We start from the raw sequence: 15,230 nt of genomic DNA, 5'->3' as shown, positions 1-15,230 counted from the left end.
GCCAGCGGCTTTAAAGATCCCAGCGCAGGGAGGCGCTAAAGGTTCTCTGCGGATAGGGGTGGAAGTTCCAATACTTGGCATTGTTGGCGTTGTCTATGCCAAAGGCCGCCGACAGCTGTCTGTCGATCTGATAGCGTGCCCGCAGATCGACGCTGAAATACTGGCTGGCTCCCATATAGGTGTCGGCATGCACGTCGCTGTTGTCCAGATTCGAGTACTGGCGCCCGCTGTAGCGCGCCGCCACGGTCAAGGCCCAACGCTCGTCGGGCTTGTAGGTGGCCCAGGCCGTGGCGCGCCAGCGCGGCACCCGGGGCTGCCATTTGCCGACGCTGGCCGGGTTGGCCGCATTGGCCGTGATGCGCGAGTTGGCCCAGGTCAGGCTGCCGCCCAGGTCCAGCCCGCGAATCCACACCGACTGCGCCGAGTAAGCCAGCTCCAGCCCCGAGGTCCTGACCTGATCCACGTTCTGCACCGCAGAGACGGTGGTGCCGGCAATCAGCTGGCTGTAGAGCGCATCGCGCGTGCGCTCATGGAACCAGGTCGCGCGCAGCAAACCACTGCCCAGATCCTGCTCGGCCGTCAGCTCGCCCGTCCAGGACTTTTCGGGTTTCAAATTCGGGTCGTTGATGAAGGACAGCGCCCCGCCCGAGGTCGCGCCATACAGCTCGCCCACGGTGGGAAAGCGCACGGCCCGGCCCAGCGATGCCTTGAGCGTGGTGTTGCGGGCCAGCTGATAAGCCAGTGCCGCCTTGGGCGAGAAATGCGATTCGCTGCGCTGGGCGTAGTCCAGCTGACTGCTGGCCGTGGCGGTGTGGCCCTGGCTGGCCGTCCAGTCCTCCCAGCGCAGGCCCAGCACGGCCTTCCAGTCCCTGGCCAGCTGCCAGCTGTCCTGTGCCCAGGCGTAGCGGGTCTCGGCCCTGCCGCCGACCTGGCTGACGACCGATTGCGCGTTGGCCGGGCCGGACTGCCAGTCGCCGAGCACGTTGTATTTGCTGATGTTCAGCCTGTAGGCGTCGCGGCCCAGGCCGAAGTCCACGATATGTGCACCTTTCATTCCCTGCGGCCGCCATGTGCCCTTGGCGGCCAGTGTGTTCCAGCCCGTGCCGTCCTGGTCCTGCAGCGTGCCCTTGCCGCCCAGATTGGCGGCAGGCTGGGCCACGGTGGGAACTCGCTGCTGATCCTTGCCGTAGTCGTACAGGCTGGCGCTGAGCTCCCAGTCAAACTCGCCCTGCGTATGGCTTTTGAGCGAGACCCCGTGCATGGTGTGGGTCTGCTGGTCCTGGCTCAGGCCGAAGGCGGTGTCGGCCAGCTTGTAGGTTTTGCCGTCGATATTGATGTTGCCGCTGTAGACCGGCTGGCCATTGGGTCCGCGCAGATAGGTCTCGGAGCTGCCCTGGGCGCTGTTCTGCCACCAGCCCAGCGTGTAGCTGGCGCGCAGCGTGGGCGTGATGTCATAGGCCAGCTTGATCTTGGCGTGATCCTGCCGGGTGCGGTACTGCGTGCCCGCGCCCAGGATGTACCAGGGCTGGTTGGTGGTGTTGAGCCCGGCAATCGCCCCGGTCACGGGCGTGCCGGCACCGCCTGCCACGCCGGCGGACTGCAGCACGGTGGGGAAGGTCATGGGCTGGCCCTGGCTGTCGCTGCGGCTGAGGTTGATCCAGTACGACCAGCCTGCGCTTCTGCTGCCGATGGAGGCGCTGGTATTCCAGCTGCGGTATTGGCCGCTGCTGCCCAGCACGTCGGCGCTCTGGTGGGCATAGCCAGCGGCCACATGGGCTTCGAGCTTGTCGGGCATGCGCGTCACATAGTCCACCACGGCACCGGCGGAGTTGCCGGGGTAGGCGGCCGAGAACGGGCCGTACATGACATCGACGCGTTCGATCTCCTCGGGCGTCACCAGGCCCCAGCGCGGCGCATAGTTGCTGCCGTTGGCAATGCCATTGCCCAGATAGTTGGACAGCAGAATGCCGTCGGCATAGACGGCCGAGCGCGCGCTATTGCCCGTGCCCGAAGCCCGCGTGGAGAGGATGGCGTGGTTGTAGTCGCCGATATAGCGCTTGCGCACCAGCAGGCTGGGCAGATATTTGAGCGCATCCTCGCTGTCGGTGGCATTGATGCGGGTCTCGATCTCCTCGCGCGTGATGCCTTCGATGGTGGTCGGAATCTGCGTGGGCAGCGAGCTGGGCTGGCCGCCGTTGACGGTGACCACGCCCAGGGTCTTGGAGCGCTCGGGCAGGTCAGCGGAATCGGTCGAGGTCTGGGCCAGGCACGGCCATGCAATACCACTGACCACCAGTGGCAGAAAAATCTGTTTCATGAATGCTTACCTTGGGACGTGGTTGTCCCTATGAATCTGATAGCGGCCAGCGCAGATCAGAACTGCGCTAGAGCCCGAAATGGTTCAGAGGTAAGCGGGAGGCGGCCCGCGCGCGGGCAGGGGAGCAGCGGTGAGCGAGGCGATGCGCGCCCGCTGCACGGGCAGCAGCGCATGCCACAGCGGTGACTCGGTAGGGGGCGGCAGTTGCAGCGCGGGCGGAGGCAGTGCTGCATGGGGCAGGCACATGGGGCAATCGAGGTGACCCGCACCCAGAACGCTGCTGCCGTCTTCGCCCTTGACGATCAGCTTGACCGCGCCGGTGCTGGTGCAGATCAGCTCAAACCCCTGAGACTGGATCAGCGGCGCGGCAGCCGCGACCCCCATGGACAGTGCCAGCCATGCCAGCACGCACCGGCCCAGCAGGCAGGTGGCTATGCGGCGAAGCGGTTGCAAGGTCATGGGTCGGTCGGTGCGGATATGCGTTCGCATCATACGGCGTCTGCCGGCTCAGACCATGCGTGAAAACCGCCGCGCAGCCCCTGTGGCCGGTGCAAAGTGCTGTGACTTCAAAGACAAAACCCTGCGCAAGGCCGGGTTTGAAAAACTGAAAACTGGCGCACTCCAGGCCAGTGACAGCAAGCAAGGGCCTGGGCGGCCCCGCCGCCGCGCAGCGAGGGCTGCCCCAGCAAGGGCTGCCCCAGCGAGGCTGTCGTCCCCCTCGTGAGGGGGAAGGCGCGTCAGCGCCTCAGGGGGGCTGTTATGGGGTTACTGCCCTGCAACGTGTTTGCGCAGGTGCTCCAGAGCTTCTTCCACCTGGTCCACCAGCACCAGGCACAGGTCGCCGGGCTGCAGGCGCTCCAGTGCGTGGTCGATGGCGAGGAACTCGCCATGGATCTCGGTGCTGTAGCTGGTGCGCGGCGCGCCTTCCAGGCCCTTTTTCAGCAGGGCCAGCACTTCGCCATCCACGCGGCCACGTTGGCAGGCGTCCTGATAGAGCACCACATCGTCGAACACCTTGCCCAGAATCTGGGTCTGTTCGGTGATGTCCTGGTCGCGGCGGTCGCCGGCGCCCGAGATCACCACGCTGCGGCGCTTGGCGGGCATGGCTTCCACGGCCTGGGATAGCGCGCGAATGGCGTCGGGGTTGTGGCCGTAGTCGGCAATGATGGTGGCGCCCTTGTAATCCATCACATTGAAGCGGGCAGGGGCATTGTCGCTGTCGTTGAGGAAGCCGGCCAGACCGCGGCGGATGGTCTGCCAGGGCAGGCCTGCGGCCCAGGCGGCGCCGATGGAGGCCATGACGTTTTCCACCTGGAAGGTGATGGTGCCGTTGCGGGTCAGCGGAATGTCGCGCAGCGCGATGCTCTCGCGCCAGGAGCCTTCCGCGGCCACGATGGCGTCGCCATCGACATAGACCACGCGGCTGCCCTGGGCACGGTGTGTGGCCATGACGGGGTGGTGGCGGTCAGCGGCAAAGAAGATGACCTTGCCGGGGCAGACATGGGCCATGGCCGCAACCAGCGGGTCGGCGGCGTTGAGCACGGCATAGCCCGTGGGGGCCACGTTCTGCACGATGACGCGCTTGAGAACGCCGACATCTTCCTTGGTGGTGATGAAGTTCAGACCCAGGTGGTCGCCTTCGCCCACATTGGTGACCACGGCGACCTGGCAGCGGTCAAAGCCCAGGCCTTCACGCAAGATGCCGCCGCGTGCGCATTCCAGCACGGCCGCATCGGTCTCGGGGTGGGCCAGGGCGTTGCGCGCACTCTTGGGGCCGGAGCAGTCGCCGCTGTCGATCTGGCGACCGTTGACATACACGCCATCGGTGTTGGTCATGGCGGTGCGCCAGCCATGCGAGGTGAACAGATGGGCGATCACGCGCGTGGTCGTGGTCTTGCCATTGGTGCCGGTGACGGCGACCAGGGGGATGCGGCCGTCGTCGCCGGGCGCGAACAGCTCGTCCACCATGGGAACGCCCACATTGCGGGGACGGCCGAAGGAGGGCGCCAGGTGCATGCGCAGGCCGGGAGCGGCGTTGACTTCGACAATGCCGCCGCTTTGCTCTTCCAGGGGCTTGAGCATGGTTTCGCAGACCACGTCCACACCGCAGATATGCAGGCCGATGGTCTGTGCGGCCTCGATGGCGCGGGCGGCGATTTCGGGATGCACATCATCGGTCACGTCGGTGGCGCTGCCGCCGGTGGACAGATTGGCGTTGTTGCGCAGCACCACGCGCTGACCCTGGGCGGGCACGCTGTCAGGCGTCAGGCCTTCGCTGGCAATGCGGGCGATGGCGATATCGTCCAGGCGCACCTTGGTCAATGCCGTGCCGTGGCCGGAGCCTCGGCGGGGGTCCTGGTTGACGATGTTCACCAGCTCGCGGATGGTGTGCTGGCCGTCGCCCAGTACCTGGGGCGGCTCGCGGCGGGCGGCTGCCACCAACTGGCCGCCGACGACCAGCATGCGGAAGTCATGGCCGGGCAAAAAGCGCTCGACGAGGATCTCGTCGCCAAACTCGCTGGCGGTCTTGAAGGCGGCTTCCAGACCTTCGCGGGTGGTGATGTTCACCACCACGCCCTTGCCCTGGTTGCCGTCCTGGGGTTTGACCACCACGGGCAGTCCCACTTCCTGGGCCACGGCCCAGGCGTCTTCCACGTCGGTGACGGGGCGGCCCATGGGCACGGGCACGCCGGCTGCATGCAGCAGGCGCTTGGTCAGATCCTTGTCCTGCGCAATGGATTCGGCCACGGCGCTGGTGGAGTCCAGCTCGGCGGCCTGAAAACGGCGGGCGCGCGAGCCCCAGCCCAGCTGTACCAGCGAGCCGGTGGTCAGGCGACGGAAGGGAATGCCGCGCGCTACGGCGGCATCGACGATGGCGCCGGTCGAGGGGCCGATACGGTCGTCCTCGTCGAGCTCGCGCAGCTCGGCAATCGTTGCGTCGGCATCGAAGGGGGTGTCGTTCAATGTGGCCTGAATCAGGGCCTCGGCGCGCTCCATGGCCAGCTTGCCCACGGACTCCTCGGTGTACTCGACCACCACCTGGAAGGTGCCGTGATCCACGGTCTCATGGGTGCGGCTGAAGGTGACGGGGCAGCCCGCCTGGGCCTGCAGCGACAGGGCGGCAACTTCCAGCACATGGGCCAGCGACAGGCGCTGGTCTGCGCCATGCGGCTGCAGCGTACCGATGGTGGGGAAACGCGCACGCAGCTTTTCTTCAAAGCCGGGCATGGCCGTGTACAACAGCTCGCTGTCTTCGCAGTGCACGATGGCTTCGATGGCGGTGCTGCGGGTCCAGAGGTTGGGGCCGCGCAAGGCTCGGGTGCGAGTGATCTGCATAGTGTTTCTTTCAGCTGGATTTCAAGCTATTTCTTGGTTTGACGCTTATCTGATAAGCGTCAGCAGCTATATCTGTTGAAGCGTTTATGAGGCAATCAGGCCTGGTATTCAAAGGTCTTGATGCCGGCGCCGATCAGCTCGGGCGTGATGTCCAGGGCCCAGGCGGTGGCAATCGCAGCCAGCAGCGCGCTGGTGTCGGGGCGCTTGCCGCCGGCCAGGGACAGTGCTTGCAGCGTGCCCAGCACGCGTTCCTGGGTGCCGGTGGCCAGCACCACGCTGCTGCCCTTGATGAAGACGGCGCGGCCGCCTTCATGCCGGGCTTCGGTATTGGCGCGGTGGGTCGCGACAAATTCATTGTCGGCGCCGGTGGCGTAGAGAATGACTTCGCCGTCGCAGAGCTCGGCCAGATCGGCCACTTCGGGCAGGTCGGCGTTGAGCACGCCCGCACCTTCGTCCAGCACCACGTCGATCTGGGTGCGCATCACGCGGCGCATCTGGCCGGGCTCCAGCACATCGTGATCGGCCAGTTGCTCGTAGCCGTCCATGTCGGTGACCACACCGACCAGGCAACGGTCATAGGCCAGACCTTCTTCCAGAATGGAGCGGGCCGTGGTCTGGATGACGGCGGCTTCGGCCAGACGGTTGGTCAGCAGGCGATGGGCGCCTGCCCAGTTGGCGGTATTGGTCTTTTGTGTCTGGCGATTGGCGAGGAACATGCCTTCGCCGCTGGCCACGCCGGTCAGCTTGCCCGACAGCTGCAGCAGCCAGCCGACCAGGCGCGAGATGAAGGCGTTGTTGCGTGTGCCCACAATGCCGACCACGGGGATGCGACCGGCGCCGGCACCGTCTTCGCGGGGGAAGAGATGGTCGGCAATGGCCATGCCCACGGGGCGCGGTGCGCCGCTGGTGGGCTTGAGGTGCATCAGCAGGCCGGGGCCGGCGTTGACTTCCAGGATCGCTCCCTGGCCCTGCATGGGCTTGGAGACATCCTTGAGGATCATGTCCATGCCGGCAATGTCCAGGCCGACGATCTTGGCGGCCAGCACGGCGTAGTAAGCCACGTCGGGGTGCACGTCGTCCAGGCAGTCGATGGCCATATTGCCGTTGCGCTGCAGCAGCACGCTCTGGCCCTGGGGAATCACGCTGTCGGGCGTCACATGCTGGCGGTTGAGCTCCAGCTTGACGGCACCGGCTTCCAGATTGATCCAGTCCAGCGGGTATTCCTGCTCGGGGCCGCGGCGCGGGTCCTGGTTCAACACTTCCACCAGCTCGCGCAGCGTGGCATTGCCGTTGCCGTAGACGGAAACCGTCTCGCCCTTGGTCGCTGCCACCACCTTGCCACCCACGACCAGCAGGCGGTGCTCCACGCCGTCGATGAATTTTTCGACGATCACGTCCGAGCCTTCGGGCTGCGCCAGTGCAAACGCGGCCTTGATGTCCGCTTCCTTGGACAGCTCCAGGGTCACGCCACGGGCATGGTTGCCGTCCGAGGGCTTGACGGTCACGGGAAAGCCGATGTCCTGCGCCACTTCCCAGGCCTCTTCGGGCGATGCCACGACCTGGCCTTCGGGCACGGGCACGCCGCAGGCGGCCAGCAGGCGCTTGGTGAAATCCTTGTCCTGGGCAATGCCTTCGGCGATGGCGCTGGTCTGGTCGGACTCTGCCGTCCAGATGCGGCGCTGCGCCGCGCCATAACCGAGCTGCACCAGATTGCCGTCATTCAGGCGGATATGGGGGATGCGGCGCTCGCTGGCGGCATCGACGATGCAGCCGGTCGAGGGGCCCAGGTAGCGGTCGTTGATGGCCGTCTTGATGGCATGCACGGCGGGCTTGATGTCGAACGGCTCGTCATTGATGGCCGCCATCAGCAGCTTGTGCCCGTATTCCAGCGCCACGCGGGCCACGGCCTCTTCGGGGCAGCGGAACACCATGCGGTACACGCCGCGCCTGGAAATTTCGCGGGTCTGACCGAACTCGGCGGGCATGCCGGCCAGGTTCAGCAGCTCGATGATGACATGCTCCAACACATGACCCATCCAGGTGCCGCCTTCCAGGCGCTGGATGAAGCCACCGCGCTCGCCGACGCCACAGGTGTGCTCGATCAGGTCGGGCAGCCAACTGGTCAGGCGCTCGTTGAGGCCGGGAATCTTGTTGGACGGATAGTCTTCCAGCTCTCCCAGATCCAGCCAGACCTCCAGTACCGGGCGGTAGGTCCAGACACTGGGGCCACGCAGGAAAGTTGTGCGCAAGAGTTGGATGTCGTTGAATTTCGCCATGTTGATCAGCGGATAGGAATGAGGAGAGCAGGTTTTCTTAAACTCCTGCCCCTGATAGGTTGGCATTGTGCGCCCAGAATCTGCATTGTGAAGCTTGTCAGCCTAAATGCAGGTTCGCGCGTTAACCAGGGTGTATCGGACGTCAGGCGCAGCCATATTTACCATGCCGATGCGGTTGCCCGCATGACTCTTGGAGCCGCCATCGGCGGAGAAAAATAACTCAACATGCAACATCACCATACTGTGGACGCCTCGGCAGTCTTTGCCGGCCCCCTGGGGGGCGAGCTGCGAGTCAGACTCGCTGAACATGAAAACGTATTAGCCGTCGTCCCGGTTGACCTGAGTGCGGATTTGCAGTTCGGTAGCGGCCTGCTGGCCCTGACGCAGGAGCGTCTGCTGGCCTGCGATCCCAAGACCCAGCAGTGGCGTGAATGGGCCCTGGCGGTAGATCAAAGCCTGCGCCTGCAGGATCATGGCGGTGTGGGCAATCTGGAGCTGCATGACCCTCGTGAGCGCCTGGCGCACTGGCTCATCACTCTGAAGCACCAGACTGCCATGCTGCAGCTGATGCAGCAGTTCGACCGCCAGCGCGAGCGCATCGCCCGTCAGGAGGCCTACAGCCCGGTCAACGAAGAGAATGTGGCGCATTGCCCGGTCTGCCACTCGGTGCTGCCGCCCGATACCGAAGAATGCCCGGCCTGCGCACGCCAGCAGGCACCCCAGACCTCGACCTGGGTGCTGCTGCGCCTGTGGCGTTTTGCCAAGCCCTATCAGGGCCAGCTGCTGCTGGGCTTCTTGCTGACCCTGGCCACCACGGCGGCCCAGTTGGTGGCACCTTATCTGACCATCCCGCTGATGGACAAGATCCTGATTCCGTTCCAGAACGGTGAAAAAATCGACCAGGATCTCGTTTTCTTCTATCTGGGCATGCTGCTGCTGTCGGCGCTGCTGGCCTGGGCATTGGGCTGGGGACGTACTTTCGTGCTGGCCAAGGTGTCCGAGCGCATAGGCTCCAATCTGCGCACCACCACTTACAACCACTTGCTGAATCTGTCGGTGGATTACTACGGCAGCAAGCGTACGGGGGATCTGATGGCGCGTATCGGTGCTGAAACCGATCGCATCAATCTGTTTCTGTCGCTCAACGCACTAGATTTTGCGACCGATGTGCTGATGATCGTGATGACATCGGCCATCCTGTTCTCCATCAACCCCTGGCTGGCGCTGGTCACACTGGTGCCGCTGCCCTTCATCGCCTGGATGATCCATACCGTGCGCGACCGTCTGCGCACGGGCTTCGAGAAGATAGACCGCGTCTGGTCCGAGGTGACCAATGTGCTGGCCGACACCATTCCCGGCATCCGCGTGGTCAAGGCCTTCGCCCAGGAAAAGCGTGAAGCCGACCGCTTTGCCGACGCCAACCTGATCAATCTGCAGGCCAACGACAAGGTCAACAAGACCTGGTCGCTGTTCACTCCCACGGTGACGCTGCTGACCGAGGTCGGCATTCTGGTGGTCTGGGGCTTCGGCATCTATCTGGTGGCCGGCGGCTCCATCACTGTCGGTGTGCTGACGGCCTTCATCGCCTATATCGGCCGCTTCTATACCCGCCTGGATTCGATGAGCCGCATTGTCTCGGTCACGCAGAAGGCGGCGGCCGGTGCCAAGCGCATCTTCGACATCCTCGACCATGTCAGCAATGTGCCCGAGCCCAGCAACCCCGTGAAGCTGCCCGGCAAGGCCAAGGGCGCCATCACCATGGAGGATGTGGGCTTTCGCTACGGCAGCCGCGCCGTCATCAAGCATCTGAACCTTGAGATCAAGCCCGGCGAGATGATCGGACTGGTCGGCCACAGCGGCTCGGGCAAGAGCACCCTGGTCAATCTGATCTGCCGGTTCTACGACGTCTCCGAGGGCTCCATCCAGCTCGACGGCGTGGACGTGCGCCGCATGTCCGTGTCCGACTACCGCAGCAATATCGGCCTGGTGCTGCAGGAGCCCTTTTTGTTCTTCGGCACGATCGCCGAGAACATCGCCTACGGCAAGCCCGACGCCACGCGCGAGGAAATCGTGGCCGCAGCACGTGCCGCCCATGCCCACGAGTTCATCCTGCGCCTGCCTCATGGCTATGACTCCCTGGTCGGCGAGCGCGGCCAGGGCCTTTCGGGCGGCGAGCGCCAGCGCATCTCCATCGCGCGTGCGCTGCTGATCGATCCGCGCATCCTGATCCTCGACGAAGCCACTTCGGCGGTGGATACCGAGACCGAAAAGGAAATCCAGAAGGCACTGGACAATCTGGTCCAGGGGCGCACCACGATCGCCATTGCCCACCGTCTGTCCACCTTGCGCAAGGCCGACCGTCTGGTGGTCATGGATCGTGGCGAGATCGTCGAAGTGGGCCCGCACGACGAGCTGATGGACCTCAAGGGCCATTACTTCCGTCTGTACGACGCGCAGGCGCGCCGTGCCGAAGAGGATGCGCAAGCGGCCGGCCTGAAGCTGCAGACCAAGGAACCCCAATGATCGAAGCTCCCCAATCCAATCTGAACGGCATGCAGCTGGTGCGCAATGCCCATGGCCGTCTGGTGCTGACCCTGGGCAACGGCCTGGTCTACGAAGCGGTGGTTCCCGTGCGCGCATTCCCCATCGCGGCTCCCACCGAAGGGCTGTCGCTGATCGCGGCCGATGGCAAGGAAGCGCTGTGGGTGGCCCGCATGGCCGACCTGCAGCCCGAGCATCGCCAGCTGATCGAGCAGGACCTGGCTGTGCGCGAGTTTGTGCCGACCATCGAACGCATCCTCAATGTCTCCAGTTTTTCCACCCCCAGCACCTGGGACCTGCAGACGGATCGCGGCCCGACGCAGATGGTGCTCAAGGCCGAGGAAGACATCCGCAAGCTGGCCGGTCGCACCCGGCTGCAGATCACGGGCCAGGATGGCGTGCAGTACCGGATTCCCGACAGCAGCAAGCTGGACAGGCATTCGCGCAAGCTGCTGGAGCGCTTTCTGTAAGCCGCGCAGGGCAACGTTTTCGAGGGTCTCGCACGAATGCGAGGCCCTTTTTTGTATCAAATTGCGCAACGGCGCTTGATATATATAGGCTAATAGCTATCAAAATAGGATTGAAAATAATCCTACAGTTTTCTCAAGCGTGGCCGATAACAGGGCGAGATAGCTGATTTTCCGCCTGCACCTTTTTACTGCCGAGGGCCAAGCCATGCAAATTCCACCTCTAGACCGGACACAGACGCCCTGGCGTACCCAGGGGGCTGATTTGTATTCCACAGGCGCCTCTGGCGCCGCGCCGGTGCGCCCCGTGAATGCGGTGAATGCCACAGAGTCGGTTGACAAGATCGGCGAGGGCCGCACGGTACGCGAACCCGAGAAGCCATCGGCTCCCGATACCGAGAACCGCGACTGGACGCTGGCCGAGGAGGTCAAGCAAAAGGAAGAGGTGGAGGAGCCGCCCAAGGAGCCCATCTCCAAGCAGTTGATCGAGTTCATCCAGTCCATGTGGCGCGCCAGCGCCCAGGCGGTGGAGCAGGCGCAGGAAACCAGCAAGTCGGAAGATCTGCTGCAGAGCAAGCAGCACGCGCGCAATGAGCCGCTGACTTATTCCGAGCCCCGGGTCAAGCGCAGCGGCAACGCTAAGTAAGGCGGTTGCTTTGATTTTGAGAGCTGATTGCGCTTGATATTCAAGCGCTTCAGCTATTTTTATACCTTATTTGCTTTCAGAGTCTGTGTTATCAGCTTCTGATTTATGAGCATCGTCCTTGGCCGGTGCAGCAGCCACGGCTTCGGCGGCCTTGGCCTTTTCACGCTCTGCACGGTATTTGACGGCAAAGGCGCGCACTTCCTCATAGGTGACGAAGCCGTCCTTGTTGGTGTCGGTTTCGTCAAAGGCGGCGGCCAGCTTCGGGATGATGGCCACTTCCTTGCGGCTGAGCTTGCCATCCTGATTGAAGTCCAGCATCTTGAACTGCTGCTGGGCCTTGATCTCGCCCTTGGACAGCTGGGTTCCCTGCCTCTCCCCCATCTTGTCGCCGGAGGGTTCCTCGGCGCGCACCGTGGGCAGCAGCAGCACGGCGCTGGTCAGCAGCACGCCCATGGCGGTCTTCATGACCGAGCTGCTGCGCGCGACGATGGGGTGGTTCTTGGCTTTTGACATAGCGGTACAGATGAGGGCCATGACGGCATTCTCAACCTCCGGCCCGCCGCACTTTCAAAGTTTTGCATTCGCTTGCCGGACTTTGCCAAGCTTTACGTAGGCAGCGCCGCCTTGTCATGGGCAATGCCGCTGCGCACATGGCCCGAGGGAACATGTCCGGCCGCATTGCGCACATGACCTGTCTGGTCGTCGAAGAAGAAGTCGGGCTCGAACTCGCGCAGAAAACCGCCCTTGGCCAGTCCGCCAAGGAACATGGCCTCATCGACATCGATCTTCCAGTCCATCAGCGTATTGAGCGCGCGCTCATGGGCCGGGGCGCTGCGCGCCGTGACCAGGGCCGTGCGCACGCGCATGCCGGCCACATCGGCCTGCTGCAGCCGGTGCAGGGCGGCCAGCAGGGGCTTGAACGGGCCTTCGGGCAGCGGCTGGGCGGCCTTTTCCAGCTCATGCTGCTGAAAAGCCTCCAGACCCTGGGTCTGGAAGATGCGCTCGGCCTCGTCAAGGACTATGTTTGGCGCAATGCTAGCCAGAACTTCCACTTCAGAGGTAAGTGACGGTTGGCTGTGATGGAGGGCCTAGCCATAACTTTACACCTTGGTGTCAATCCAATCTTGTGGCTAGCTACTGGCAGATACAAGACAGAACGGTTCGGGCTGACTGAGGGCCGTCTAAGAGGGGTACCAAAGGTCCTAATCGAATTCATCAAACAGGTCGCGAACAGACACATTGAGGCCTGCTGCGAGTGCTTCCAACGTTTCAAGGGTGACGTTGCGTTGCTTGCGTTCAATGTGGCCGACGACCGTTCTGTTCAAGCCTGCTAGGTAGCTGAGGTCCTCTTGTGACATCTTCCGCTCAGCTCGTAGACGCACAAGATTCTTCGCAAGCAGCTCCTTCGTTGGGACTTTTGTTTTCTGTTTAGGGAGCTTTGGGACATGCATGCCTACATGGTGTTGTGGCACTTCATAAACGTCGACTTCTTATAAGAGCACTGCATATAAGAAACCTACATATATGGCACAATCTGGGCGGTAGTCGCTACGAAATCCCATCAGCTTTCTGTCCGCACTGGGTATGAATTTGAGCCTGAAGTCCAAGCGCAACGATAGGTGGCCTGGGACGGAAGCGATTCAACGAAAGCAGATCAAGGGATTGCTGAAAGAGGTTGAGGCAGGTTCGGCCTAGGCACGGCTTTCCCGAAGCTAGCTACTTCTTTTGAGTTCATAGAGAAACACAGCAATGTCCACGACAGCAGAGTCTTCGGTCAGCCTTACATACTCAGAGGCTCTACGCAAAATGCAGGGGAAGGATTGGTTGCAGCAGCCCCTTGCAAACTTCACATTGGATGAACTTGCAGCTCTCGCTCGTACCCTTCCGAATTTGCACGGCTTTGACAGCGACTCACTGCTGAGCGGTGACCTGGGCCGTAATGCTCTTGCTCCAGTCGCATTGGTTTTCTCGCTTTTATGGAGGCACCCATCTCTCGCAAACTTTCGTCCTGCATCACCGGAATTGATTGAGGAGCGTCATATCGACGAAGGACTAAGGTTATTCCATTCTTATGTTGAGGCTGAAATCATGTCTCGTCGTCAAGGAGTATCCAATGACATTGGCTACGCAACTCTTATTGGGAAGTACGAGAAACTTCTTGAAAGCAACGTTTGATGTGAAATTTTGGGTATTTTCTTATGAATAGGGTTTATTAAGTTTGATAGAGGTTCTAGAGTATGAATAAAGCGCCTTCAGATTTCCCGAGACAGAATAGTTTTAGTGCACTCTCTGGTGCCCAGCCAAAATTGAGTGTGTTGAAAATCGACGGTCGATATTACTTGGAACAGCCTGATGAAGATGAAATTTATCAACGATATGATGTATGTGCAGATCTAGTTGAGCAGCTAATAAGCTATTGCAAAAGGAAAAAACAATCAACCCATTCTTGGGAGGCGCTTCTTAATGCAGTTGCACTTTCTTTATCTCAGAAGCCTTGGGGTTTGACTGTTGAAGAAAATGCCTGGATCATGAAAAAGCTGCAAGCCCACTTCATCTCGGGATCAAGCGAATAGTAATTTGGCTACTGCTTATTCGGTTATGAGGTAGCGGTTGCCGCGGAACGCCTACGTCGAGTGGCGCCCGGGTTAAATGGACTTGCGTCAATCGAGCTATGGCTACGCGCGATGCCTGGCGAGTTCGCTCAACGTTTGATTGGTTTTTGAAATTAGTTTTCTCTGTAGGTCGGCTGGTGAGCTTGATGTACTGAGAGCCTGAATGTCGCCTGCTATTCAAAAACTGCACTTTTCCGAAGAAGATCGGCCATGACGAACATGGACATCATTAGGTCAGAGTCTTTAGGCTTTTCTGGTTGTGGGCCGGTGCTGTACCTCGATTTCGACGGCGTTTTACATCACCATAATGTGCTCTGGTCAGCATCAAAAGGACCCTACCTAGAAGCATCTTCCAGAGACAGGTTATTCGAACATGCTTCTTTGCTGGTCGAGCTATTGGAGCCTCATTCCGCAGTCCGCATCGTCCTGTCTACTTCCTGGGCCGTGAAGTACGGCTGTCATGGTGCCGCGCGTCGTCTGCCTCTTGAGCTGCGCACCAGGGTCATCGGGGCAACCTTTCACAGTCAGATGAATCGGGTCGAATTCGAATCAGCTTACCGAGGTATGCAGGTCTGGGCAGACGTGTTTCGTCGCCGTCCATCCGATTGGCTTGCGATTGACGATGACTATCTGCAGTGGCCCGCTTGGTGTCGTGACAAGCTTGTCAGATCACATCCTGAAAAAGGTCTGGCGGATCCGGCGGTTGTAGAGCAGGTTCGACTTGGTTTGCAGCGGATCACCTGCGCCCAATGACGCTGTAATCTCAAGCCGCCTTCAGGCTCAAGAGGTGTACACGACGCAGCGTCTCAGGGGCGGCATCAACTGTTCATGAGCCACTTAAAACGGGCTCCACTTAACCTTGGGTTGCAACTGACGGCCACACTCTAAACCTGTGCCAGTGGTCAGTACCTACATTGGCGCTCGAAGGACGGTCATACAGTGATTGCCCTTGTGCAGGCGTTGGTCCTCAGCGAGCATGATTCCTCTAGGAGATAACCAGCCGCTTGTACTGAAGACCCGTTGCTGTCGTTCGTG

Annotated in this window: 12 protein-coding genes and 1 pseudogene; 6 read left to right on the top strand and 7 right to left on the bottom strand. The window is 61.7% G+C overall.

The annotated features are described in order from the left end of the window. Positions 1–10 precede the first annotated feature (10 nt). The 4 genes from QYQ99_RS08970 to cphA (QYQ99_RS08955) all read right to left on the bottom strand — a co-directional run bounded on the left by QYQ99_RS08970 (position 11) and on the right by cphA (QYQ99_RS08955) (position 7,929). A complete protein-coding gene (locus QYQ99_RS08970; protein ID WP_302092320.1) occupies positions 11–2,317 on the bottom strand; it encodes a TonB-dependent receptor in 2,307 nt (768 codons plus the stop codon). Between the two features lie 84 nt (positions 2,318–2,401). Continuing rightward, a complete protein-coding gene (locus QYQ99_RS08965) occupies positions 2,402–2,776 on the bottom strand; it encodes a DUF2946 family protein (protein ID WP_302093142.1) in 375 nt (124 codons plus the stop codon). Between the two features lie 306 nt (positions 2,777–3,082). Continuing rightward, complete coding sequence (gene cphA / locus QYQ99_RS08960) at positions 3,083–5,653, bottom strand: cyanophycin synthetase (RefSeq protein WP_302092319.1); 2,571 nt, start codon at positions 5,651–5,653, stop codon at positions 3,083–3,085. A 95-nt stretch (positions 5,654–5,748) separates the two neighbouring features. Then, positions 5,749–7,929: a cyanophycin synthetase gene (gene cphA / locus QYQ99_RS08955; RefSeq protein WP_302092318.1), complete on the bottom strand. Its 2,181-nt coding sequence runs from the start codon at positions 7,927–7,929 to the stop codon at positions 5,749–5,751. A 225-nt stretch (positions 7,930–8,154) separates the two neighbouring features. Here cphA (QYQ99_RS08955) and QYQ99_RS08950 point away from each other — a divergent pair, with 225 nt between their 5' ends. From QYQ99_RS08950 to QYQ99_RS08940, 3 genes are all read left to right on the top strand, one after another. Beyond that, positions 8,155–10,452 carry an ABC transporter ATP-binding protein gene (locus QYQ99_RS08950; RefSeq protein ID WP_302092317.1) on the top strand — a complete coding sequence of 766 codons (2,298 nt, stop codon included), beginning with the start codon at positions 8,155–8,157 and terminating at the stop codon, positions 10,450–10,452. Further along, on the top strand, positions 10,449–10,940 hold the full coding sequence (locus tag QYQ99_RS08945; RefSeq protein ID WP_302092316.1) for a DUF1854 domain-containing protein: 492 nt from the start codon (positions 10,449–10,451) through the stop codon (positions 10,938–10,940). The genes QYQ99_RS08950 and QYQ99_RS08945 overlap by 4 nt, the downstream gene beginning before the upstream one ends. 205 nt (positions 10,941–11,145) lie before the next feature. Then, positions 11,146–11,583: a hypothetical protein gene (locus QYQ99_RS08940; protein ID WP_302092315.1), complete on the top strand. Its 438-nt coding sequence runs from the start codon at positions 11,146–11,148 to the stop codon at positions 11,581–11,583. Positions 11,584–11,649: 66 nt separating this feature from the next. Here QYQ99_RS08940 and QYQ99_RS08935 read toward each other — a convergent pair whose 3' ends face one another. The 3 genes and pseudogenes from QYQ99_RS08935 to QYQ99_RS08925 all read right to left on the bottom strand — a co-directional run bounded on the left by QYQ99_RS08935 (position 11,650) and on the right by QYQ99_RS08925 (position 12,941). Then, positions 11,650–12,117, bottom strand: a complete 468-nt coding sequence (locus QYQ99_RS08935; RefSeq protein ID WP_302092314.1) for an EF-hand domain-containing protein — start codon at positions 12,115–12,117, stop codon at positions 11,650–11,652. Positions 12,118–12,188: 71 nt separating this feature from the next. Beyond that, positions 12,189–12,596 (bottom strand): annotated as a pseudogene (locus QYQ99_RS08930) (5'-nucleotidase); the annotation flags it as partial. 189 nt (positions 12,597–12,785) lie between these two features. Next, the gene (locus QYQ99_RS08925; protein WP_302092313.1) at positions 12,786–12,941 is read right to left on the bottom strand and encodes a helix-turn-helix domain-containing protein; all 156 of its coding nucleotides are present in this window, start codon (positions 12,939–12,941) and stop codon (positions 12,786–12,788) included. Between the two features lie 391 nt (positions 12,942–13,332). Here QYQ99_RS08925 and QYQ99_RS08920 point away from each other — a divergent pair, with 391 nt between their 5' ends. The 3 genes from QYQ99_RS08920 to QYQ99_RS08910 all read left to right on the top strand — a co-directional run bounded on the left by QYQ99_RS08920 (position 13,333) and on the right by QYQ99_RS08910 (position 14,948). Next, on the top strand, positions 13,333–13,758 hold the full coding sequence (locus tag QYQ99_RS08920) for a hypothetical protein (RefSeq protein WP_280008351.1): 426 nt from the start codon (positions 13,333–13,335) through the stop codon (positions 13,756–13,758). Between the two features lie 62 nt (positions 13,759–13,820). After that, complete coding sequence (locus tag QYQ99_RS08915) at positions 13,821–14,156, top strand: hypothetical protein (protein WP_302092312.1); 336 nt, start codon at positions 13,821–13,823, stop codon at positions 14,154–14,156. 249 nt (positions 14,157–14,405) lie between these two features. After that, positions 14,406–14,948 carry an HAD domain-containing protein gene (locus QYQ99_RS08910; RefSeq protein ID WP_302092311.1) on the top strand — a complete coding sequence of 181 codons (543 nt, stop codon included), beginning with the start codon at positions 14,406–14,408 and terminating at the stop codon, positions 14,946–14,948. Positions 14,949–15,230: the final 282 nt, after the last annotated feature.

Source organism: Comamonas testosteroni (genome assembly GCF_030505195.1).
Lineage (GTDB): Bacteria > Pseudomonadota > Gammaproteobacteria > Burkholderiales > Burkholderiaceae_C > Comamonas > Comamonas testosteroni_G.
The sequence above is the reverse complement of the archived record's forward strand: the minus strand, read 5'-3'. Positions and strand labels throughout refer to the sequence as shown.

Bases quoted from the DNA above. Each gene is read 5' to 3' on its own strand.
- QYQ99_RS08920 (WP_280008351.1), top strand. From the start codon at position 13,333: ATGTCCACGACAGCAGAGTCTTCGGTCAGCCTTACATACTCAGAGGCT.
- QYQ99_RS08950 (WP_302092317.1), top strand. From the start codon at position 8,155: ATGCAACATCACCATACTGTGGACGCCTCGGCAGTCTTTGCCGGCCCC.
- QYQ99_RS08970 (WP_302092320.1), bottom strand. From the start codon at position 2,317: ATGAAACAGATTTTTCTGCCACTGGTGGTCAGTGGTATTGCATGGCCG.
- QYQ99_RS08925 (WP_302092313.1), bottom strand. From the start codon at position 12,941: ATGTCACAAGAGGACCTCAGCTACCTAGCAGGCTTGAACAGAACGGTC.
- QYQ99_RS08940 (WP_302092315.1), top strand. From the start codon at position 11,146: ATGCAAATTCCACCTCTAGACCGGACACAGACGCCCTGGCGTACCCAG.
- QYQ99_RS08915 (WP_302092312.1), top strand. From the start codon at position 13,821: ATGAATAAAGCGCCTTCAGATTTCCCGAGACAGAATAGTTTTAGTGCA.
- cphA (WP_302092318.1), bottom strand. From the start codon at position 7,929: ATGGCGAAATTCAACGACATCCAACTCTTGCGCACAACTTTCCTGCGT.
- QYQ99_RS08965 (WP_302093142.1), bottom strand. From the start codon at position 2,776: ATGACCTTGCAACCGCTTCGCCGCATAGCCACCTGCCTGCTGGGCCGG.
- QYQ99_RS08945 (WP_302092316.1), top strand. From the start codon at position 10,449: ATGATCGAAGCTCCCCAATCCAATCTGAACGGCATGCAGCTGGTGCGC.
- QYQ99_RS08910 (WP_302092311.1), top strand. From the start codon at position 14,406: ATGACGAACATGGACATCATTAGGTCAGAGTCTTTAGGCTTTTCTGGT.
- cphA (WP_302092319.1), bottom strand. From the start codon at position 5,653: ATGCAGATCACTCGCACCCGAGCCTTGCGCGGCCCCAACCTCTGGACC.
- QYQ99_RS08935 (WP_302092314.1), bottom strand. From the start codon at position 12,117: ATGGCCCTCATCTGTACCGCTATGTCAAAAGCCAAGAACCACCCCATC.